Origin of the sequence: Novosphingobium humi, from assembly GCF_028607105.1 — a bacterium.
Classification (GTDB): Bacteria; Pseudomonadota; Alphaproteobacteria; order Sphingomonadales; family Sphingomonadaceae; genus Novosphingobium; species Novosphingobium humi.
In genome coordinates this window covers 360,821-380,307 of record NZ_CP117417.1, presented here as the reverse complement: position 1 = coordinate 380,307, position 19,487 = coordinate 360,821, and the positions used below count along the sequence as shown (strand labels likewise).

General features: G+C 64.0%; 16 protein-coding genes. 13 read left to right on the top strand and 3 right to left on the bottom strand.

Annotated elements, in window-relative coordinates:
• Positions 1 to 21 precede the first annotated feature (21 nt).
• From lptF to PQ457_RS01755, 5 genes are all read left to right on the top strand, one after another.
• Positions 22 to 1,251, top strand: coding sequence for an LPS export ABC transporter permease LptF (lptF, locus tag PQ457_RS01775; protein ID WP_273618096.1), 1,230 nt, complete (start codon positions 22 to 24; stop codon positions 1,249 to 1,251).
• Positions 1,248 to 2,342, top strand: coding sequence for an LPS export ABC transporter permease LptG (gene lptG / locus PQ457_RS01770; RefSeq protein WP_273618095.1), 1,095 nt, complete (start codon positions 1,248 to 1,250; stop codon positions 2,340 to 2,342). Before lptF ends, lptG begins: the two co-directional genes overlap by 4 nt.
• Before the next feature lie 180 nt (positions 2,343 to 2,522).
• Positions 2,523 to 3,407, top strand: coding sequence for a sterol desaturase family protein (locus tag PQ457_RS01765; RefSeq protein ID WP_273618094.1), 885 nt, complete (start codon positions 2,523 to 2,525; stop codon positions 3,405 to 3,407).
• A gap of 129 nt (positions 3,408 to 3,536) precedes the next feature.
• Entirely contained in the window at positions 3,537 to 4,688 is a 1,152-nt protein-coding gene (locus PQ457_RS01760; protein WP_273618093.1) for an N-acetyltransferase, read from the top strand.
• A 294-nt stretch (positions 4,689 to 4,982) separates the two neighbouring features.
• Positions 4,983 to 5,747 carry a response regulator gene (locus tag PQ457_RS01755; RefSeq protein WP_273618092.1) on the top strand — a complete coding sequence of 255 codons (765 nt, stop codon included), beginning with the start codon at positions 4,983 to 4,985 and terminating at the stop codon, positions 5,745 to 5,747.
• Here PQ457_RS01755 and PQ457_RS01750 read toward each other — a convergent pair.
• On the bottom strand, positions 5,738 to 7,405 hold the full coding sequence (locus PQ457_RS01750) for a CHASE domain-containing protein (RefSeq protein ID WP_273618091.1): 1,668 nt from the start codon (positions 7,403 to 7,405) through the stop codon (positions 5,738 to 5,740). The two genes, PQ457_RS01755 and PQ457_RS01750, sit on opposite strands and share 10 nt — an antisense overlap.
• A 304-nt stretch (positions 7,406 to 7,709) precedes the next feature.
• On the opposite strand from PQ457_RS01750, the gene PQ457_RS01745 reads away from it, so the two are divergent.
• Both PQ457_RS01745 and PQ457_RS01740 read left to right on the top strand, forming a co-directional pair.
• Positions 7,710 to 7,829 (top strand): NepR family anti-sigma factor, encoded by a 120-nt coding sequence (locus tag PQ457_RS01745; protein ID WP_168603532.1) that lies wholly within the window; start codon positions 7,710 to 7,712, stop codon positions 7,827 to 7,829.
• Positions 7,826 to 8,404 carry a sigma-70 family RNA polymerase sigma factor gene (locus PQ457_RS01740; protein ID WP_273618090.1) on the top strand — a complete coding sequence of 193 codons (579 nt, stop codon included), beginning with the start codon at positions 7,826 to 7,828 and terminating at the stop codon, positions 8,402 to 8,404. The genes PQ457_RS01745 and PQ457_RS01740 overlap by 4 nt, the downstream gene beginning before the upstream one ends.
• Here the strand turns inward: PQ457_RS01740 and PQ457_RS01735 are convergent.
• Positions 8,401 to 9,672 carry a dicarboxylate/amino acid:cation symporter gene (locus tag PQ457_RS01735; RefSeq protein ID WP_273618089.1) on the bottom strand — a complete coding sequence of 424 codons (1,272 nt, stop codon included), beginning with the start codon at positions 9,670 to 9,672 and terminating at the stop codon, positions 8,401 to 8,403. The two genes, PQ457_RS01740 and PQ457_RS01735, sit on opposite strands and share 4 nt — an antisense overlap.
• 161 nt (positions 9,673 to 9,833) lie before the next feature.
• On the opposite strand from PQ457_RS01735, the gene glmM reads away from it, so the two are divergent.
• The 3 genes from glmM (at position 9,834) to thiD (ending at position 12,437) form a co-directional block, all read left to right on the top strand.
• The gene (gene glmM, locus PQ457_RS01730; RefSeq protein ID WP_273618088.1) at positions 9,834 to 11,174 is read left to right on the top strand and encodes a phosphoglucosamine mutase; all 1,341 of its coding nucleotides are present in this window, start codon (positions 9,834 to 9,836) and stop codon (positions 11,172 to 11,174) included.
• A gap of 214 nt (positions 11,175 to 11,388) precedes the next feature.
• The gene (locus tag PQ457_RS01725) at positions 11,389 to 11,613 is read left to right on the top strand and encodes a DUF1272 domain-containing protein (RefSeq protein ID WP_273618087.1); all 225 of its coding nucleotides are present in this window, start codon (positions 11,389 to 11,391) and stop codon (positions 11,611 to 11,613) included.
• Positions 11,610 to 12,437 (top strand): bifunctional hydroxymethylpyrimidine kinase/phosphomethylpyrimidine kinase, encoded by an 828-nt coding sequence (gene thiD, locus PQ457_RS01720; RefSeq protein ID WP_273618086.1) that lies wholly within the window; start codon positions 11,610 to 11,612, stop codon positions 12,435 to 12,437. The genes PQ457_RS01725 and thiD overlap by 4 nt, the downstream gene beginning before the upstream one ends.
• Positions 12,438 to 12,444: 7 nt before the next feature.
• On the opposite strand, the gene PQ457_RS01715 is transcribed toward thiD, so the two are convergent.
• A complete protein-coding gene (locus tag PQ457_RS01715; RefSeq protein WP_273618085.1) occupies positions 12,445 to 13,332 on the bottom strand; it encodes an LOG family protein in 888 nt (295 codons plus the stop codon).
• Between the two features lie 253 nt (positions 13,333 to 13,585).
• Between PQ457_RS01715 and PQ457_RS01710 the strand changes: the two genes are divergently transcribed.
• The 3 genes from PQ457_RS01710 to PQ457_RS01700 are packed head-to-tail and all read left to right on the top strand — an operon-like array spanning position 13,586 to position 19,430.
• Complete coding sequence (locus PQ457_RS01710; protein ID WP_273618084.1) at positions 13,586 to 14,845, top strand: efflux RND transporter periplasmic adaptor subunit; 1,260 nt, start codon at positions 13,586 to 13,588, stop codon at positions 14,843 to 14,845.
• Positions 14,842 to 18,021: an efflux RND transporter permease subunit gene (locus PQ457_RS01705; RefSeq protein WP_273618083.1), complete on the top strand. Its 3,180-nt coding sequence runs from the start codon at positions 14,842 to 14,844 to the stop codon at positions 18,019 to 18,021. Before PQ457_RS01710 ends, PQ457_RS01705 begins: the two co-directional genes overlap by 4 nt.
• The gene (locus PQ457_RS01700) at positions 18,018 to 19,430 is read left to right on the top strand and encodes an efflux transporter outer membrane subunit (RefSeq protein ID WP_273618082.1); all 1,413 of its coding nucleotides are present in this window, start codon (positions 18,018 to 18,020) and stop codon (positions 19,428 to 19,430) included. Before PQ457_RS01705 ends, PQ457_RS01700 begins: the two co-directional genes overlap by 4 nt.
• The last annotated feature ends 57 nt before the right edge of the window (positions 19,431 to 19,487 follow it).

The following is a 19,487-nucleotide window of genomic DNA, read 5'->3' as shown; positions in this document are numbered from 1 at the left end:
GGCCGCCGTCGCGGGGCGCGCATGAAATTCTTTACGGCGGCCGACCGCTACATCTTCCGGCTGGTGCTGATGCCGATGCTGGCGGTGTTTGTCATCGCGGCCTCGCTGCTGATGGTGGACAAGATGCTGCGCCTGTTCGAATTCGTCTCCACCGAGGGCGGGCCGGTCAGCGTGGTGTTCAAGATGCTGGCCAATCTGATGCCCGAATATGCCAGTCTGGCGATCCCGCTGGGGCTGATGCTGGGGGTGCTGCTGGCGTTCCGCAAACTGGCCATGTCGAGCGAGCTGGACGTGATGCGCGCGGTGGGGCTGTCTTATACGCGCCTGCTGCGGGTGCCTTTTCTGATGGCGCTGCTGATGGCCGCGATCAATCTGGTCATCGTCGGCTATGTCCAGCCGATGGCGCGCTATTATTACGAACAGCTTGATTTCGAATTGCGCACCGGGGCGCTGGGCGCCTCGATCAAGGTGGGCGAGTTCAACACGCTGAAAGACCGGATGAGCCTGCGCATCGAACAGAGCCGCGAGGATGGCCACGAATTGCTGGGCATTTTCGCGCGCGTCACCGAGGCCAATGGCGAAGTGCTCTCGATCAGCGCCCACCGGGGCCGCTTCCTTGCGCTTCAGGGCAATCTCGACACTGTGATCCTGCGCCTGACCGACGGCCAGATCGTGCAAAGCCCCAAGGGTCTCACCCCGCGCGTGCTCAGCTTCAGCACGCATGACCTGCCCATCGATCTGCCCGCTCTTGAAAAATTCCGCAAGCGCGGCGGGCGCGAGCGCGAATATGTGCTGCCCGAACTGCTGAAAATCGGCTGGGACAAGGGCAGCAGCGAGCATGACAAGACCGTGGTCAAGGCCAGCCTGAACTATCGACTGGTCGAGGTGGTGATGATCCTGATGCTGCCCTTGCTGGCCGTTGCGCTGGCCGTACCGCCCAAGCGCTCGAGTTCCTCGCTGGGGGTGTTTGTCTCGATCGTGATGGTCGTGGCCTATCACAAGGTCAATGAATACGGGCAATCGGTGGCCGAATTGGGGCGGATTGATCCGACCCTCGCGCTGTGGGTGCCGTTCGCGGTCTTTGCCGCGATGATCGGCTGGATGTATTACACGCTGGCCTATGTTCCGGGGGGCCAGCCTATCGGCGCGCTCGAACGCTTTGCCGCCACGCTGGGCAAGGCGATCACGCGGATGCTGGACCGCACTGCGGCACAAAAGGCTGGCGCACAAAAGGGTAAGGCCGAGGCATGATGGACCTGTTCCCCTCGCGCACGCTCACGCTTTATTTGTCGCGCCTGTTCATCACGCGGATTCTGGGCGTGCTGGTGATGCTGGTGCTCGTGCTGCAGGTGCTGGACCTGCTCTCGGAAAGCGGCAATATTCTGGCCCATCCCGGCAATGGTCAGGCCCAGATCTGGCATTATGTCACGCTGCGCAGCCCCCAATTGGTGGCGCGTTTCCTGCCCTATTCGGTGCTGCTGGCCACACTGTTCACCTTCTTTCCGCTGAACCAGAACAGCGAGGTGATCGCGATGCGTGCCGCCGGGCTTTCCGCGCATCAGATCCTCGCACCGATGCTGGCCACCGCGCTGGTCGTCTCGGGTGTCAGCTTTGCCTTCAACGAGTTGGTCGTCACCCGCGTCACCGCCGATCTCAAGGCGTGGCAGAATGTACAGTTCGGCGAAATTCCCGAAGAACCGGCCGAGCGCACCAATCTCTATCTGGCCGATGGCAACAATATCCTTGGCGCCGACACGATGAACGGCAGCGGCAAGGCGATTCGCCTGCACGGGGTGACATGGTATGAACGCGATCCGCAGGGCCTGATCACCCGCCGCGTGATCGCGCCGCTGGCCACCTATGCCGCTCCGGGCTGGCGTCTGGACAAGCCGGAGAGTTTCGATGTGGCCAGCGCCGCGCTGACCCGCCCCGGCCCGATGGTGGTGGCCAAAGGCATCACCCCGGCCCAGATCGACATCACGCAGGCCGATGCCGACCGCATGAACCTGTTCCAATTGCACCGCACGATCGAGGCGCTGCGCGCGGGCGGGCGGCGCACATCGGATCTGGAAAGCAAGTGGTGGCACAAGATCTCCGGGCCGCTTTCGGCGCTGCTGATGCCGTTGCTGGGTTCGGTGGCGGCCTTTGGTCTGGCGCGTTCGGGGCAATTGTTCATCCGCGCGATTGTGGGCATGGCGCTGGGCTTTACCTATTTCGTGGTCGACAATCTCAGCCTCGCGGTCGGCAATTTTGGCGGTTATCCGCCGCTGGTGGCGGCATGGGCGCCCTTTGTGCTGTTCCTGCTGGTGGGCGAAACCGTATTGGTGCGAACCGAGGAATAGGCCGGTCAACCCCGGTGGCATAAAACGCCCCACCCCCCATCTTGCCCCGTTTATGCCCCAATTGCATGGTCTAGGGCGGCCAAGAGACGAGCGCGCCCTGCTTCCCCTAGAGACAGGGGGCCTTGCCCCGTCCGCCTCCGACCTTTAAATATGCGCCAAGACTTTCGAGGAACCGATCACGTGGCCACCAACAACGCCGCACTGGACGAAGCCAAGCTGCCCTTCTGGAAGCGTTCGCACTATCTCGACCGCATGAATTTGCGCGATCTGGTGTTCGCCTATTTCCAGCATTACACGATCATCGCCTATATGGCGCTGGCCGTGGCGGGCTTTGCCGTGTTTGCATGGAACCCCACGGGCCTGTGGCGCGCGCTGGCCATTGTGGCGGCGGCCGCGGCGGTCTATCCGCTGGTTTGGCATCTGCTGCATCAATATATCCTGCACGGACAATGGCCCTACAAGTTCAAGTGGCTGGCGGGCACGTGGAAGCGTATCCACTATGACCACCATCAGGACCCCAACCATCTGGAGGTGCTGTTTGGCGCGCTCCACACCACCGTGCCCACGATCTTTATCGCCACGGCCCCGGTGGGCGCGCTGATCGCTCCGGAAGGCGCGCGGATCGGCGGCGCGGCGCTGGCCTTTTCGATCGGCATCCTGACCACCTGCTATTATGAATTCATGCATTGCATCCAGCATCTGGCCTTCAAGCCGAAATGGAAGTGGGTGCAGCACATGAAGCAGCGCCACAATGAGCACCACTATGTGGACGAGGACGGCAATTTCGGGATCACCAATTATTTCTGGGATCACGTGCTGGGCACCTATTATGAAAAGAAGGATCGCCCGGGCCGCAGCCCCACCGTGTTCAACCTTGGCTATACCGAGGAAGTGGCGAAGAAATATCCTTGGGTGAAGGATCTGTCGGGCGGCATCGCCAGCGACCATCCCCGCCGCCGCGCTATCGCCAACGCCAAAAAGCTGGCCGCCGAGGCCCAGGCGCCGACCGAGGAACAGATCCTGGCCCATGCCGCCGAGGCGGTGGGCATGGACACCGAAGCCTGAAACACCGGGCCTGATACAAAGTTCATGATGCGAGGGCCTGACCGCCCTCGCATTTTTCTTTTATTCCCGGCGCGCCCCGCTACACATCGCCGCCATAGCCGCGCCACAAGCCACAGGGAGAACCGCCGCATGACCGCCATCACCATCTCGCCCGCCAATTCCAAGGCCGAGCGCGCGCAATGGGTGGATTACGTCTATGTGGCCAATGCGGGCGATCCCAATTTCGTGCCGCAATTGCGGATGGAAGAAATCGAGAAGGTGACGCCCGGCGGCAATCCTTTCCATGAACATGCCGATTGCCAATTGCTGCTGGCGCGGCGCGGCGGGCGGATCGTGGGCCGCATCGCCGCCATCATCGACCATCAGGCCACCGGCATGCCCGTCGAACAGGGCATGGGGCCGGGCACCGGCAACTGGGGCGCGCTGGAAGCCGAGACGCAGGAAATCGCCCATATCCTGATCGCCAGCGCCGAGGACTGGCTGCGGGTCAAGGGCATGCACCGGGTGCTGGCCCCGATGAACCTGTCGGTGTGGGAAGAGCCGGGCCTGCTGGTCAAGGGCCACGACCATCCGCCCACGGTGATGATGGGCCACCAGAACGCCAAGTTCCAGCCGTGGATCGAGGCGGCCGGTTATACGCCCGCCAAGATGCTCAACACCTATGAACTGGACATCACGCAGGAATTCCCGCCGCTGATCCAGCGCATCGTCAAATCAGGCGAGAAGAACCCGCGCATCAACATTCGCGGCGTCAATCTGAAGGAATTCGACAAGGAAGCCGCGATCATCCTCGACATCCTGAATGATGCGTGGAGCGACAATTGGGGCTTTGTGCCGATCACCGACAGCGAGGTGGCCTATACGGGCAAGAAGCTCAAGCCGCTGGTCAAATCGGATCTGGTGCAGATTGCCGAATATGATGGCGAACCGGTCGCCTTCATGATGACCCTGCCCGACATGAACGAGATCCTGAAAAAGATCGGGCCCAAGCCCTCGCCGCTGGGCTGGATCCGGCTGCTCTTGTGGATCTGGCGCCCGCGCGTGCGCACGATGCGCGTGCCCTTGATGGGCGTGCGCAAGCGGCTGCAATCGAGCCGCATGGCCAGCCAACTCGCCTTTATGATGATCGAATATATCCGCCGCAACTCGGTGGCCAATTATGGCGCCAGCCGGGGCGAGATCGGCTGGATCCTTGATGACAATCAGGGTATGAATTCCATCGCGCGCGAAATTCATTCCACCGTAAACAAGGAATATCAGATCTATCAAAAGGATCTGTGACCGGATTTTGGGGGTTGCTGCCTTGGCCCGCCCCCTTGTCCCCGCCCATAAATTAGAAGGCCCTTGCTCTGGGGGGAGCAAGGGCCTTCACGGGATCGCGTCACCGCCGCGCTAGGACGGGAGGGGGGTCTGCAACGGTGACATGGGTGAAACGCGGGTCGCAAGGATTGGTTCCCGGTTTTTTGAAAATTTTTTCGCCATGGCGCAAATGATCGCAATTGCTAAGGTGCAAGGCCGTCCGATCCGCTCTATGTATCGGAAAAGGCGGACGCCTGTCGCTGGTTGAGGGTCGATATGCCTTTGGGAACTGAAATCGCATCGCATTTGCCCTTTCTGCGGCGCTATGCCCGCGCGCTGACCGGGGATCAGCAGGCCGGCGATGGTCTGGTGCGTCGCCTGCTGGAAATGGCGCTGGCCGAACCGGAATTGCGCGCGCGGTTGAGCGGGGGACGCCTGCCGCTTTATCGCGCCTTTTCCGACCTGTTCGCCGCGCAGGAAACGCCCCGCTCCACCGCCTCGCACGCACCCGCCGATCTGCGGCTGGGCCGGATCGCCCCGCTGGCCCGTCAGGCGCTGCTGCTCACCACGATCGAGGATTTCACCCCCGCGCAGGCCGCCCAGGTTCTCGGCCTCACGCCCGACGAAACCGCCGATCTGGCGCGCGGCGCGGTGGCCGACATCGCCCGCGACAGCGCGACCAGCGTGCTGGTGATCGAGGATGAGCCGCTGATCGCGATGCAGCTCGAAACGCTGGTCACCAGCATGGGCCACAGCATTTTCGGCACCGCCGCCACGCGCGCGCAGGCGCAAAAGCTGATGGTAAAGGGCGTGCCCGGACTGGTGCTGGCCGATATTCAACTGGCCGACGGGTCATCGGGGCTGGATGCGGTGGCCGATCTTCTGGCCGTGGCCGATGTGCCGGTGATCTTCATCACCGCCTTTCCCGAAAGGCTGCTGACCGGCGACGGGCCGGAGCCGACATGGCTGATCACCAAGCCCTTCCGCGAGGATTCCGTGCAGGCCGCCATGGCGCAGGCGCTGTTTTTCCGTCAGAGCTGATCGGCGCCTTCCGCCCGTTTGGCCCGCATCTTGAACATGGCGGGCGGGCGCAGGGGCAGCAGCATCTCGCAGCGCACCCCGTTGCGGGCAAAGACCAGCTCGAACCGCTCGCCCAGTTCATGGGCCAGAATGCGCTCGATCAATTCGGTGCCAAAGCCGCGGCGGCGCTCTTCGGCCACCGGCGGCCCCCCGCTCTCGGCCCAGCGCACCCGCACGCGGTCCGTGCCAAACAGCGCCCAGCGGATCGAGACCCGCCCCGCCTCCACCGAGAGCGCGCCATATTTGCTGGCATTGGTGGCCAGTTCATGCATCGCCAGCCCCAGCGAGAGCGCATCATTGGGCGCCAGTTCGACATCGGGCCCTTCGAGCAGCACCGTGTCCCCCCGCGCATAGGGTGCCAGTTCCGCCTCGATCACGCCGCGCAAGGGTGTCGTGCCCCAATTGCTGGCGATCAGCAGATCATGCGTGGCCGAGAGCGCGCGGATGCGCCCCTCCAGCGCATCGGCAAATTCATTGAGCGCGGGCGAGGCCGGATCGCTGCCCCGCCGCCGCGTCAGGGCGATGATCGAAAGCACATTGGCCAAGGTGTTCTTGACCCGGTGGTTCAACTCGCGGCTCAACACCCCCCGGATCGAGGCCTGTTCGCGCAGCCATGCCAGCGAGGCGCGATCCTCGGCGGCCTGCCGCGCGACCAGCCATGCCATGCCCCCCAGCAGCCCCGCCACCACCGAGCCCAGCGCCAGCGTGATGATCGCCACCTTGGACAGGCCGGGCGCGGCCGGAGCGCTGACCACCAGCACCATCGGGCGATGGGCCACCATCACCGGCTCCTGCACCCGGTCATCGCGGCCCCCCGGCGGCCCCACCTGCGCCAGCAGGCGATCAGGCCGCACCGCGCCGTCATAGAGCGAGACGGAAAAATCATTCACCGGCTCAAGCTCGATCACCGATTGCAGAAAGACCTGCGCATTGAACGGCGCGCCCAGCACGCCGCGCATCCGCCCCGTCGCTTTGTCAAACAAGGGCATATAGATGAGGAACCCCGGCCACGCGGGCCGCCCGCGATCCATGGCCAGCCGGATCGGCCCGGTGGCGATGGGGCGCTTTTCGCGCTCGGCCCGGTCGATGGCCTTGCGGCGCTGGGTCTCGGAATACATGTCATAGCCATAGGACAGGCGGCGGCGCGGCGTGGGATCGCCCAGATAGGTGACGGGCGTCAACATCCGCGCGCCGGGCGCCGGGGCGGGATGGACGGTGTAATTCTCCATACCCTCGGCGCGGCGCGCGGCTTCAAAGGCGGGGATCTGAGCGGGGGTAATCGCCTCGGCCCAACTGATGCCTTCCGAGCCGCGATATTCTTCGTCGCCCGACAATTCCTGCGACAGCGCGATGAATTCGGCCTGCGTCATGCCCCGCCGCTTTTCCAGCAGCAGCGCCGCCGCGCGCAGATAGGCGGTATGCGCGTTGACCCGCCGCCCCAGCGAGGCACCCACCACGCTGGCCGCGGCGCGGGCCTGCTGCTGGCGCTGGCGGTATTCGGTGCGTTCGGTGGTATAGGCGTAAAGCAGGCTGGCCAGCATCGCCAGGACAAAGCCGGCAATCGGCAGCGCGCGCGGCATGCGTTCATACCAACCCTGCGCGCCCACCCTGTCTGCCATGATGCGATCCAAAACGCCCCCTCACCCGACCAATTGTGCCACTTTGCAACATCATCATGCAACAAACGGTTGCGCGTGGGAACCAAGCTGGGCAAGCTTCGTTCCCGTCCCTGCAAGTTTATGTGGGATTGGCGGATTGGGCGGGGGCGCTCAAATTGGGCAGATTGATGTGAATCGCGAGCAAAAGCCACGCAGTGCTGATTTATCGGGCGATAGTATTGCCGGATCGCCCATTCCGGGCGAGGACGGGGCAAAACCCGAAGCCGGGCCAGAAACCGCCAAGGGCGATAAAAAGGATGGCGGCATGGACGAGGCGCCGCCATGGGCCGCCCCCTTGCGCGACATGTATCAACAGGTGGTCGAAGAACCGCTGCCCGATTTCCTGTCCGACCTGCTGTCCCGGCTCGACCGCGACGCCGAATGAGCAAGGTCGAAGCCCAGCCCCCGGATTTCAAGCGAGAGCTGACGCAGGTCACGGCGCATCTGCGCGCCTTTGCGCGCGGGCTTTGCGGGCGGCCCGATCTGGCCGACGATCTGGTGCAGGACACGCTGCTGCGCGCATGGGCCGCGCGCGACCGCTTTGTGCCGGGCACCTCGATCCGGGCCTGGACCTTCACAATCCTGCGCAATGCATGGTTTACCGAAATGCGGCGCAACCGCTTTCGCGCTGACTATGACGAGACCGTCGCCGACCGTATCCTGACCTCGCCCGCGGGGCAGGAAGCGCCGCTGCATCTGGCCGATCTGTCGCGGGCCTTGATGGAGCTGCCCGCCGAAAGGCGCGAGGCGCTGCTGCTGGTGGGCGCGGGCGGCTTTTCCTATGAGGAAGCGGCTGCGATCTGCGGCTGCGCGGTGGGCACGATCAAGAGCCGGGTGGGCCGGGGCCGCGCCCAACTGACCGCCATGATCGAAGAAGGCCGCATCCCCACGCGCGGCAATGCCAGCGAGAGCAGCCAGGCGCTGATGGCCGAGCTGGACCGGATCACGCCCAAGGACTAATCCGCCTTACCGGCCCTGTCCACGCTGCTGGTCACGGCCACATCCATGAACACATTGCCCAGCGTGCGCATCAGATCGGGCAGCATTTCCACCGCCACCAGCAGCGCCAGCGGCCCCACCGGCACGCCCATGGCAATCGCCACCGGGCCGATGGAGAGCACAAAGCTGATCGATCCGGGCAGCGAGGGTGTGCCAAGCTCGGTCAGTGCCGCCACCGCGATCCCCGCCAGCATGGCCGAGACGCCCAGCGGCGTCCCGGTCAGATGGGCGACATAGATGACCACCGCCAGATTCATTGCAGGCCCCGTCGCGCGGAACAGCGCCACGCAAAGCGGCAGGCTGAATTCCGCGCTCGACGACCGGATGCCAAGGCGCGAACAGGCCGACAGCATCGCGGGCAGGCTGGCCAGCGAGCTTTGCGTGGACGCCGCCACCACCGAAACCGGCAGCATGGCGCGCAAATAGCGCCCCAGCGCCAGACGCCCCGCCACCACGGCAATCACCGGCGCCGAAAGCAGCACCAATCCGCCGATCCCCGCCACCAGCGTCACATAATGCGCCAGCGCGCCCACCGCCGCCGTGCCGGTTTTCACCGCCAGCCCCAGCGCCAGCGCGAACACCCCGATCGGCGCGATCGAGAGCACCCAGCCGATCATCACCATCATGATGCCCGCCAGCGCCTCGAAAAAGCCGATCATATGGCGGCGCGGCCCCTCGGGCAATTTGCCCATGGCCAGCGCGAAAACGGCAAAGAACACCACCACCGGCAGCATCTCGCCCCCCGCCGCCGCCGAGGCGATATTGGAGGGCAAAACCGCCAGCAGGAATTCCGACAGGCCCGGCACCGGCCCGGCATTCTGCGCCGTGCTGCCCGCCAGCGCGCCTGCGGCCGAGCCGGGAATCGGCCACATCTTGAGCCAGAGCGGCATGACCACCACGGCCACCGCGCCGCTGACCAGATAAAAGCCCAGAATCCAGAAGATCGCCCGCCGCGCCATGGCCCCGGCGCGCGCGGCAGCCGCCGTCTGGACCAGACCCAGCACCAGGAGCGCGACCACCAGCGGCAGGATCGTCATCTGCAAACCCTTGAGCCACAAAGTGCCCAAAGGCTCGATCACCCGCACCACCGGCAGCGCCGCGGGAAAGCGCGAGAGCACCAGCCCGCAGACCAGCCCCGCCCCCAGCGCCACCAAAGCCCCCAACGACGCCACGCGGATCTCCGGCAGGTTGAAACCGCCCTTTTCCGCCTGTTCAACCTGATCGCTCAACGAATGCCCCTGTGGTTTACCATTGCCCGCCTTACCATTGTTTGCGTGACATTAACTTCGCCGCGTCACATAGCAAGGCAAGCTGCGCGCGCCATGCCCGGGTTCGGCCACGTTCGGCATGGCCAATGCGCGAAACGACGGATCGGTTTGGGGACAGACGAATGGGACGACAGTTTTTCGGCACCGATGGCATTCGCGGACGCACCAATGCCGGGGTGATGACCGCCGAAATCGCGATGAAGGTGGGTCAGGCCGCAGGCACGCATTTCCTGCGCGGCAAGCATCGCCACCGCGTGGTGATCGGCAAGGATACGCGGCTTTCGGGCTATATGCTGGAAAACGCGATGGTGGCGGGTTTCACCAGCGTGGGCATGGATGTGGTGCTGCTCGGCCCGATGCCGACGCCCGCCGTGGCGCTGTTGACGCGCGAATTGCGGGCGGACGTGGGCGTCATGATCTCGGCCAGCCACAACCCCTATGAGGACAATGGCATCAAGCTGTTCGGTCCCGATGGTTTCAAGCTCTCGGACGAGGATGAACTGGCCATCGAATCGATGCTGGGTCAGGCACTGCCTCTGGCCGACAGCCCCCAGATCGGGCGGGCGCGGCGCATCGAGGACGCGCGCGGGCGCTATATCCACGCGGTCAAGGGTTCGGTGCCGCACAACATCCGCCTTGATGGCCTCAAGATCGTGGTCGATTGCGCCAATGGCGCGGCCTATCAGGTGGCCCCCTCGGCGGTCTGGGAATTGGGCGCGGAGGTGATTGCGGTGGGCGTGTCGCCCAATGGCAAAAACATCAATGACAAATGCGGCTCGACCCATCTGGATCTGATCAAGGAAACCGTGGTGGCATCCGGCGCGGATATCGGTATCGCTTTGGATGGCGATGCGGACCGTTTGATCGTGGTCGATGAAATGGGCCAGACGGTCGATGGCGACCAATTGATGGCGCTGATCGGCACGCAATTGCATGCGCGCGGCGAATTGCGCGGCGGGGGCGTGGTGGCCACGGTCATGTCGAACCTCGGGCTGGAGCGTTACCTGAACGCGCAGGGGCTGAACCTTGAGCGGACCAAGGTGGGCGACCGCTATGTGCTCGAACGCATGAAAGAAGGCGGATTTAACGTGGGCGGCGAACAGTCGGGCCATATGATCATGCTCGACCACGGCACGACCGGCGATGGCACCGTGGCCGCGCTTCAGGTGCTCTCGGCGCTGGTGCAATCGGGCAAGAAAGCGAGCGAATTGCTCCACCTGTTCGATCCCGTGCCGCAATTGCTGAAAAACGTGCGCTTTTCGGGCGGCAAGCCGCTGGAGGCCGAAAGCGTGCAAAAGGTGATCGCGGAGGCCGAGGTGCAACTGGCCGGGCGCGGGCGTCTGGTGATCCGGCCTTCGGGCACCGAACCCGTCATCCGCGTGATGGCCGAGGGCGACGATGCGGCCGAGGTCGAGCAGGTGGTGGATGCCATTTGCGATGCGGTGAAGGCGGCGGCGGCTTAATTTTTGCCTCCGGCGGGCAAAGGGACTCGGTCCCTTTGCAATCCCATTTTGGGGTGGCGTATAGCCTGCCATAGGACGTGAAGCGCGAAGTGGTTTTATAGCCTGCGGCGCGGCGGCGTTGCGCCAAGGTTGAACCTGTGACGCAACAATGACAGTAATGGGGTGCACGGGGTCTAGATCCCCTGCTCATACCTTTTTTGGAAAACCCACACCGATGCTCGAAATGCGCCCCGATTGCGAAAAATGCGGATGCGACCTCCCGGCCGAGGCCCCCGGCGCGTTTATCTGCTCATTTGAATGCACCTTTTGCGCGCAGTGCAGCGAGGAACTGGACGATCTTTGCCCCAATTGCGGCGGTGAATTGATGGACCGCCCGACGCGAGCGAAAAAGCACCATGCCAAGAACCCACCCTCGACGGTGCGGCATTACAAGGGATGAAGCCGGCCCGGATTCTGACCATCGCGGGATCGGATTGCAGCGGCGGCGCGGGGCTTCAGGCGGATCTGAAAACCATCACCATGCTGGGCGGCTATGGCATGAGTGCGATCACCGCGATCACCGCCCAGAACACGCGCGGGGTCTTTGCGGTCGAACCGCTTTCACCCGACATGGTGGCCGCGCAGATCGACGCCTGCATTGATGACATTGGCGTCGATGCGGTCAAAATCGGCATGCTGGGCAGCGCGGGCATTGCCCATATCGTGGCCGACCGGCTGGAAAAGATCGACGCGCCCGTGGTGTTCGATCCGGTGATGATCGCCACGAGCGGCGGTATTCTGGCGGATAGTGAAACCATCGCCGCCTTTGGCCGATTGATGGCGCTGGCGGCGCTCACCACGCCGAATTTGCCGGAACTGGAGGCATTGGGCGGAGAGGAGGCGGTGCGAGGCAAGACCAAAGCTCTGCTGATCAAGGGAGGCCATGGCGAAGGGCCGGTCATTGAAGATCGGCTGCTTGTTGACGGCGGCGAATTCACTTTCACCAGCCAAAGGGTTGATACGCGCCACACCCATGGCACCGGCTGCACGCTGGCCAGCGCGATTGCCACCGGATTGGGGCAAGGGATAGCGATGGATGACGCGGTGGACCGTGCCATCACCTATATTGGAATGGCCATCAGATCGGCACCCCAACTTGGCGCCGGCCATGGCCCGCTTGGGCATTCCCTTGGGCGCAAGCCGATTTACGATGCAATTGCTGATCAACGCGGCGAAGATTGGCGCCCCATCGACGTTGCCGCCAAATGGGGCGATACGCCCTGACTGATGATCACTCCGCAAATTTGGGGAAACAGTCGATCCCGTAAAAGCCGGTGATGTGTTCCCACGCGTCCTCGGCGGTTTCGACCGGGGTGAAGAGTTCCAGATCGCGCCGGTTGACCACGCCTTCCTCGACCAGGGCCTCGAAATTGACGACGCGGTTCCAGAATTCGGCGCCGAACAGCAGGATCGGGATCGGCTTCATCTTGCCGGTCTGAATGAGGGTGAGCATTTCAAAGAATTCATCGAACGTGCCGAACCCGCCCGGAAACACCGCCACCGCCCGCGCGCGCAGCAGGAAATGCATCTTGCGCAGCGCGAAATAGTGGAACTGAAACGCCAGACGCGGCGTGACATAGGGGTTGGGCGCCTGTTCATGGGGCAACACGATGTTGAGCCCGATGGTCTCGGCCCCCACTTCGGAGGCGCCGCGGTTTGCCGCCTCCATGATCGAGGGGCCGCCGCCCGAACAGATCACGAATTGGCGCATGCCCTTTTCCACGATCGCGCATTGGCTGGCCAGACGGGCCAGTTTGCGCGCCTCCTCATAATAGCGGGCATTGGCGGCCAGACGCTCGGCAATGGCCTTTTCCTCGGGCGTGGTGGCCGCCGCGAGGCGTTCCTCGACCTTTTCGGGGGCGGGAATGCGCGCCGAGCCATAGCATACCAGCGTCGAGCCGATGCCCGCTTCGTCGAGCAACATTTCGGTTTTCAGCAGTTCGAGCTGAAAACGCACCGGGCGCAATTCCTCGCGCAGCAGAAATTCGGTGTCGCGAAAAGCCAGCTTGTAGCTGGCGCTCTGTGTCTGGGGCGTGCGGGTTTCGTGTTTTTCGACAAAACCGGCTTCCTGCTCGGCCTTATAAAAACGGCGGGAGAGACGTTTTTCTTCTTCGGTCATCTTTTGCTCTTATATCTTCCAATTGACCTTTTTAGCGCAAAAGAGTGAATGGGCAATGACCGAGAGAGCCTTGGGAATCAGGTGGTAAGCGGGAACTCAGGGAACACCCTTAGGGGCTGCCCTTGAGTTTATATAAAAATTTTATATCCGTTCATATTCAATTCAGCGCCCCCCGTGCTTGGAGCAAACTCGAAGAGCTGCGCGTGCTAGGGGCTGATAAGGATTGGCGGCACGATGCAGGCGAGGAATAGAAGTGACGGATAATCAGGCGGTTGGCACGCTTTCGGTCAAGAATCAGCTTGGCCTTTTGCTTAAGGCGGTGCTGGCAGTGGGGGCGGTTGCGCTTCTGGTGCTGGCCTATCGCCATTTCACGTACAAGGAACCGGTGGCGCCCCCGCCGCTGCCCGAAGGCGTTGTCGAAATGACGCCGTCGCAAATGGCCACGCTCAAGGTCGAGGCCGTGGGCGGGGGTGACGGCTGGCTGCAGACCGCCGCCACCGGCATGATCGCGGTCGATGAAAACCGCGCCACACCGATCTTCCTGCCCTATTCGGGGCAGGTCACGCAGGTGATGGTCCAGCAGGGCGCGACCGTGGTCGAGGGCCAGCCCTTGCTGACCTTGCGCACCAGCGACGTGGTGGACGCACGCAATGCGCTGTTCGGTGCGGCCGCCGCCCGATCAAGCGCCTTTGCCGCGGCCAAGTTGGCCGAGGAAAACCTCAAGCGTCAGGAACAGATCTATCGCACCGCCGGCGGCGCGCTGCGTGATTATGAACAGGCGCGCAACGATGCCGTTGCCGCGCAGGCCGCGCTGCGCAGCGCCGAGGCAACGCTTGGCGCCGCGCGCGACAAGCTGGAGATCTATGGCAAGAGCCAGGGCGAAATCGCCCGCCTCGAAGGCGCCCATGACGTCAACGGCTATCACCCCGAAACGACGTTCCGCGCCCCCATCGGCGGCGTCATCGCCACCCGCGCCGTCAGTCCGGGCCAGTTCGTTCAGGTGGGCGGCACGACGCCTGTGCTGACCATCGCCAATCCGAGCCGGGTGTGGCTGGTGGCGCAATTGGCCGAAAGCGATGCACCCCATGTGCATATGGGCGATCAGGTGGATGTGACCGTCTCGGCCTTTCCGGGCCGCGTGTTCCAGGCCGTGGTCGACAATATCGCCAGCGCGCTTGATCCGGTCAGCCACCGCCTGCCGGTGCGCGCGACGATCGCCAACCCGGACGGGGCGCTCAAGCCCCAGATGTTCGCCAATTTCACCATCCGCCATCAGAACACCGCCCCCGCCGCAGGCCGCCCGGTGATGTCGGTGCCCGCACAGGCCGTGATCCGCGAAAATGACACCGCCCGCGTGTGGATCCAGATTTCGCCCAACCGTTTCCGCTGCGTCGATGTCACGCTGGGCGAAAGCCATAATGGCCGGGTCGATGTGACCTCGGGCCTCAAGGGCGGCGAAAAGGTTGTCACCACCGGCGCGATCTTTGTGAACGAAGCGGGATTTGGCGCGTGAACAGTCTTGTCCGTTTTGCGCTGCGTTCGCGCATGCTGATCATGGGGCTGCTGGCAGGGATGCTGGCGGCCGGTGGCATTGCCTTTTATAACCTGAACATCGAGGCCTATCCCGACCCCGTTCCGCCGATGGTGGAAATCATCACCCAGTCCCCCGGCTCCAGCGCCGAGGAAATGGAGCGCGGCATCACGATTCCCATCGAGGTGCAACTGGCGGGCCTGCCGCATATGACGGCGATCCGCACCATCAGCCTGTTCGGCCTGTCCGACGTGAAGGTGCAGTTCACCTACGATTTCACCTTTGAGCAGGCCCAACAGCAGGTGATCAACCGCCTGTCGCAGCTTGGCCCCCTGCCCGGCGGGGTCTCGCCCGAACTTTCGCCCACCAGCCCGATCGGCGAAATCTATCGCTATCGCATCAAGGCCCCCAAGGGCTATTCGGTGATGGACCTCAAAACGCTCCAGAACTGGATTCTGGAACGGCGCTTCAAGGCCATTCCCGGCGTGATCGATGTCACGGGCTGGGGCGGCAAGGAGCGCGCCTATGAGGTGGTGGTCGATTCGGCCAAGCTGACCGCGCATCAGACCAGCGTTGCCGCTGTGATTGCGGCGCTGGGCAAGGGCGACAGCAATGTCGGCGGCCAGACGATCAACTTTGGCCCGCAGGCCGCCATCGTGCGCGGCGTCGCGCTGATCCAGTCGCCCAGCCAGATCGAGAACACGCTGGTCACCAACAATGCGGGCGTGCCGGTCTATATCCGCGATGTCGCCAGCGTTCAGGTCGGCAACCAGCCGCGCTTTGGCGTGGCGGGCCTTGGCAATGAGGACGATATCGTCGAGGGCATCGTGCTGATGCGCCGCGGTTCGCAGTCCATGCCCACGATCAACGCGGTCAAGGAAGAGGTCGAAAAGATCAACGCGGGCGGCATCCTGCCTCCGGGCGTGACGCTGGTGTCGAATTATGACCGCTCCAAGCTGATCGATGTCACCACGCATACCGTGATGGAAAATCTGGTGGTCGGCATTCTGCTGATCTTCGCGCTGCAATGGGGCCTGCTGGGCAATCTGCGCAGCGCGATCATCGTGGCCACCACCATTCCCTTCGCGCTGGCCTTTGCGGTGCTGATCCTGACGCTTCAGGGCGAGAGCGCGAACCTGCTCTCGGTGGGCGCGCTCGACTTCGGGCTTGTGGTGGACGCCACGGTCATCATGGTGGAAAACATCTTCCGCCATATGGTCGAAAGGTCCGAGCATGTGGAACGCGGCGAAGGTCATTTCTCCTTCGCCAGCCGCCTTGGCGCAATCCTGCATGCCAGCAGCGAGGTCAGCCGGGGCATCTTCTTTGCCGCCGCGATCATCATCGCCTCCTTCCTGCCGCTCTTCACCTTGACCGGCGTGGAAGGCCATATCTTTGGCCCGATGGCCAAGACCTATGCCTATGCCATCGCGGGCGGGTTGATCGCCACCTTTACTGTGGCGCCGGTGATGTCGGCGCTGCTGCTGCCCGATAAATTGTCCGAGGTGGAAACCTTCATCGTCCAGCGCCTGCGCCGGGTGTACGAACCGGCCTCCAGCTTTGCGCTGGCCAATCCGGTGGTGACGATCGGCGGCGGTCTGCTGCTGTTCGGCGCGGCCATGGTCGGGGTGCGCGCGCTGGGCGTGGAATTCCTGCCGCATCTCGAAGAAGGCAATCTGTTCATCCGCGGCGAATTACCGACCTCGATCTCGCTGGAGGCGGGCCTGCCCACCACCAATGCGATCCGGCGCCGCATCGCCTCCTATCCCGAAACCCAGAACGTGCTCTCGACGCAGGGCCGCCCCGATGACGGCACCGACCCGACCGGCTTCTTCAACGCCGAATTCTTTGTGCCTTTGAAGCCGCAGAAGGAATGGCCTTCGGGGATGGACAAGGACAAGCTCGTCGCCCAGATGAGCAAGGATCTGGCCGAGCATTTCCCCGGCGTCGATTTCTCCTTCTCGCAGATCATCGAGGATAACGTGGCCGAAGCGGCCAGCGGGGTGAAGGGCGCCAATTCGGTCAAGCTGTTCGGCCCCGATCTGGAAACGCTGCAAAAGATCGCCAACCAGATCAAGGATGAAATGTCCAAGATTCAAGGTATTGCCGACCTTGGCGTGTTCCAGTCGCTGGGCCAGCCTACGGTGCGCATCGATGTCGACCGCGAAAAGGCGGGCCGCTATGGCCTGACGCCCGATGACATCAACCAGACCGTGGCGGCCGCTGTGGGTGGCTCCTCGCCGGGCGAATTGTACGAACCGCATACCGACCGGCATTTCCCGATCATCGTGCGCTTCCGCCCGGAACAGCGCGACAGCATCGACACGATCAGCCACATCACCGTGGCCACGCCCAATGCGACCGGCGGCGTGACGCAGGTGCCGCTGTCCGAAGTCGCCAGCATCCGCCTCGTCTCTGGCGCCAGCTTCATCTATCGCGAGCATCAGACGCGCTATGTGCCGATCAAGTTCAGCGTGCGCGACCGCGACCTTGGCTCTGCCGTCGCCGAGGCCCAGGCCCGCATCGCCCAGAAGATCACCCTGCCGCCGGGCTATAGCCTCGAATGGGCGGGTGAAATGTCGAACCTGAAGAATGCCGTGGCGCGTCTGGAAATCGTCGTGCCGATCAGCCTGCTGATCATCTTTGCGCTGCTGTTTGCCAATTTCGGCAATCTGCGCGATGCCTGCCTTGCCCTCTCGTCCATTCCGATGGCGATCATCGGGGGCGTGCTGGCGCTGGTGTTGACGGGAACCTCCTTCTCGATTTCGGCCGCCATCGGCTTTGTCGCGCTGTTCGGCATTGCGGTGATGGACGGGATTTTGGTGGTCAACAATTTCAACACCGCGCTCAATGAAGGGCAAAGCCGCGAGGAAGCCCTGCAGACCACCACGAAGAATTCGCTGCGTCCGGTGGTGATGACCTGTCTGGTGGCGGCCATCGGCCTGCTGCCTGCCGCCGTTGCCACGGGCATCGGCTCTCAGGTGCAAAAGCCGCTGGCGCTGGTGGTGGTGGGCGGCATGACGCTGGCCCCGGTGCTGATCCTGCTGGTGCTGCCGCTCTTGATCGGGCGCTATTCCAAACATGTGCCTAACAAGTTCGCCGTGGCCCATGGCAAGGATGAGCGCGATCTGCCCCATCATCATGAGGGAGAAACGGCATGAGCATGACCGCCCTTTTGCTGGCTGCAACGGTTCCCGCACTGCCTTTGCCTCCGACGCCGGCGGGCAACGCGCCCGCCTCGGTGCTGAGCGCCCCGGTGGCGCCCGAGGGCGGCCCGGCGCAGGCCATTGCCGTGGGGGCCCCGGTCCCCGCGCAATGGTGGCGCGAATTCGGCAATGACGCGCTCAATGCGCTGGTCGAACGCAGCCTGAGCGCCAATCCCGACATTGCCGCGGCCGACGCCACCCTGCGTCAGGCGCAGGAACTGGCGCGCGCCTCGGTAGGCGGGCTGCTGCCCCAGGTCGATGCGGGCTATCAGGCGAGTCGCGCGCGGACCAGCAACACGATCGCACCGGTTCTGGCTGATCAGAATGTGTTGCTCTACACCCTCCACACCGCGCAGGTCAGCCTGTCCTGGTCGCCCGATGTGTTCGGCGGCGGGCGGGCGCGGGTGCGCTCGGCGCAGGCGGCGGCGCGGGCGCAGGCGGCAAGGGCCGACGCGGCGCGCTCGATGGTTGTGGCCAATCTGGTGCAGTCGGCGATCCAATATGCCGCGCTGGGCGAGGAGATCGACGCGACCCGCGATGCCGTCACCGCCTATCGCGATGTGCTGGCGCTGATCAAGCTGCGCCAGAAGATCGGCGCGGTGGGGGCTTCGGACGTCGCGGCGCAGGAAACCGCGCTGGCCGCGATCGAGGGGCAATTGCCGGGGCTGGAGCGCGCGCGCAAGGCGCAGGAGGCCCAGATCGCCGTGCTGATCGGGGTGGCGCCGGGTTCGCCTTTGCCCCCCGTGCCGCGCATGGACGAACTGACCCTGCCCGCGCAATTGCCCTTGAGCCTGCCCGCGCAGGTGGTCGCCCATCGCCCCGATGTGCGCAGCGCCGCCGCGATCATGGAAGGCGCATCGGCCGATGCCAAGGCCGCCGTGGCCGCCCGCCTGCCCTCCTTTACGCTGAGCGCCCAATATGGCGGAACGGCCAACACATTTGCCGACATGTTCGCCACCGGCAATCCGTTCTGGGCCTTGCTGGGCGGGGTGTCGGCGCCGATCTTCCATGCCGGATCGCTGCTGCACCAGAGCCACGCCGCCAAGGCCGCGCTGGAAGCCGCGCAGGCGCAATATCGCTCGACCGCGCTTCAGGCCTTTGCCGATGTTTCAAACGCGTTGACCGCAATCCAGACCGATGGCGATGCGCTGGCCGCCGCCGACCGGGGCAACCGTGCCTCGGCCGACAGTCTGAACTTTACCCGCCGCCAGTATGAGTTGGGCGCGGTCGGCACCTTCACCCTGCTGCCGGTTCTGGCCGCCAGGGCCGAGGCGCGCAGCACATGGGTTCAGGCCCGCGCGGCGCGGCTGGTCGATACGGTGGCGCTCTACCAATCGCTGGGCGGCGGCACCGGCCAGAAATAATCCGAAGGGGCGCCCTGCCAAGGCGCCCCTTTTCATTTCAGCAACACGAAATGGCTT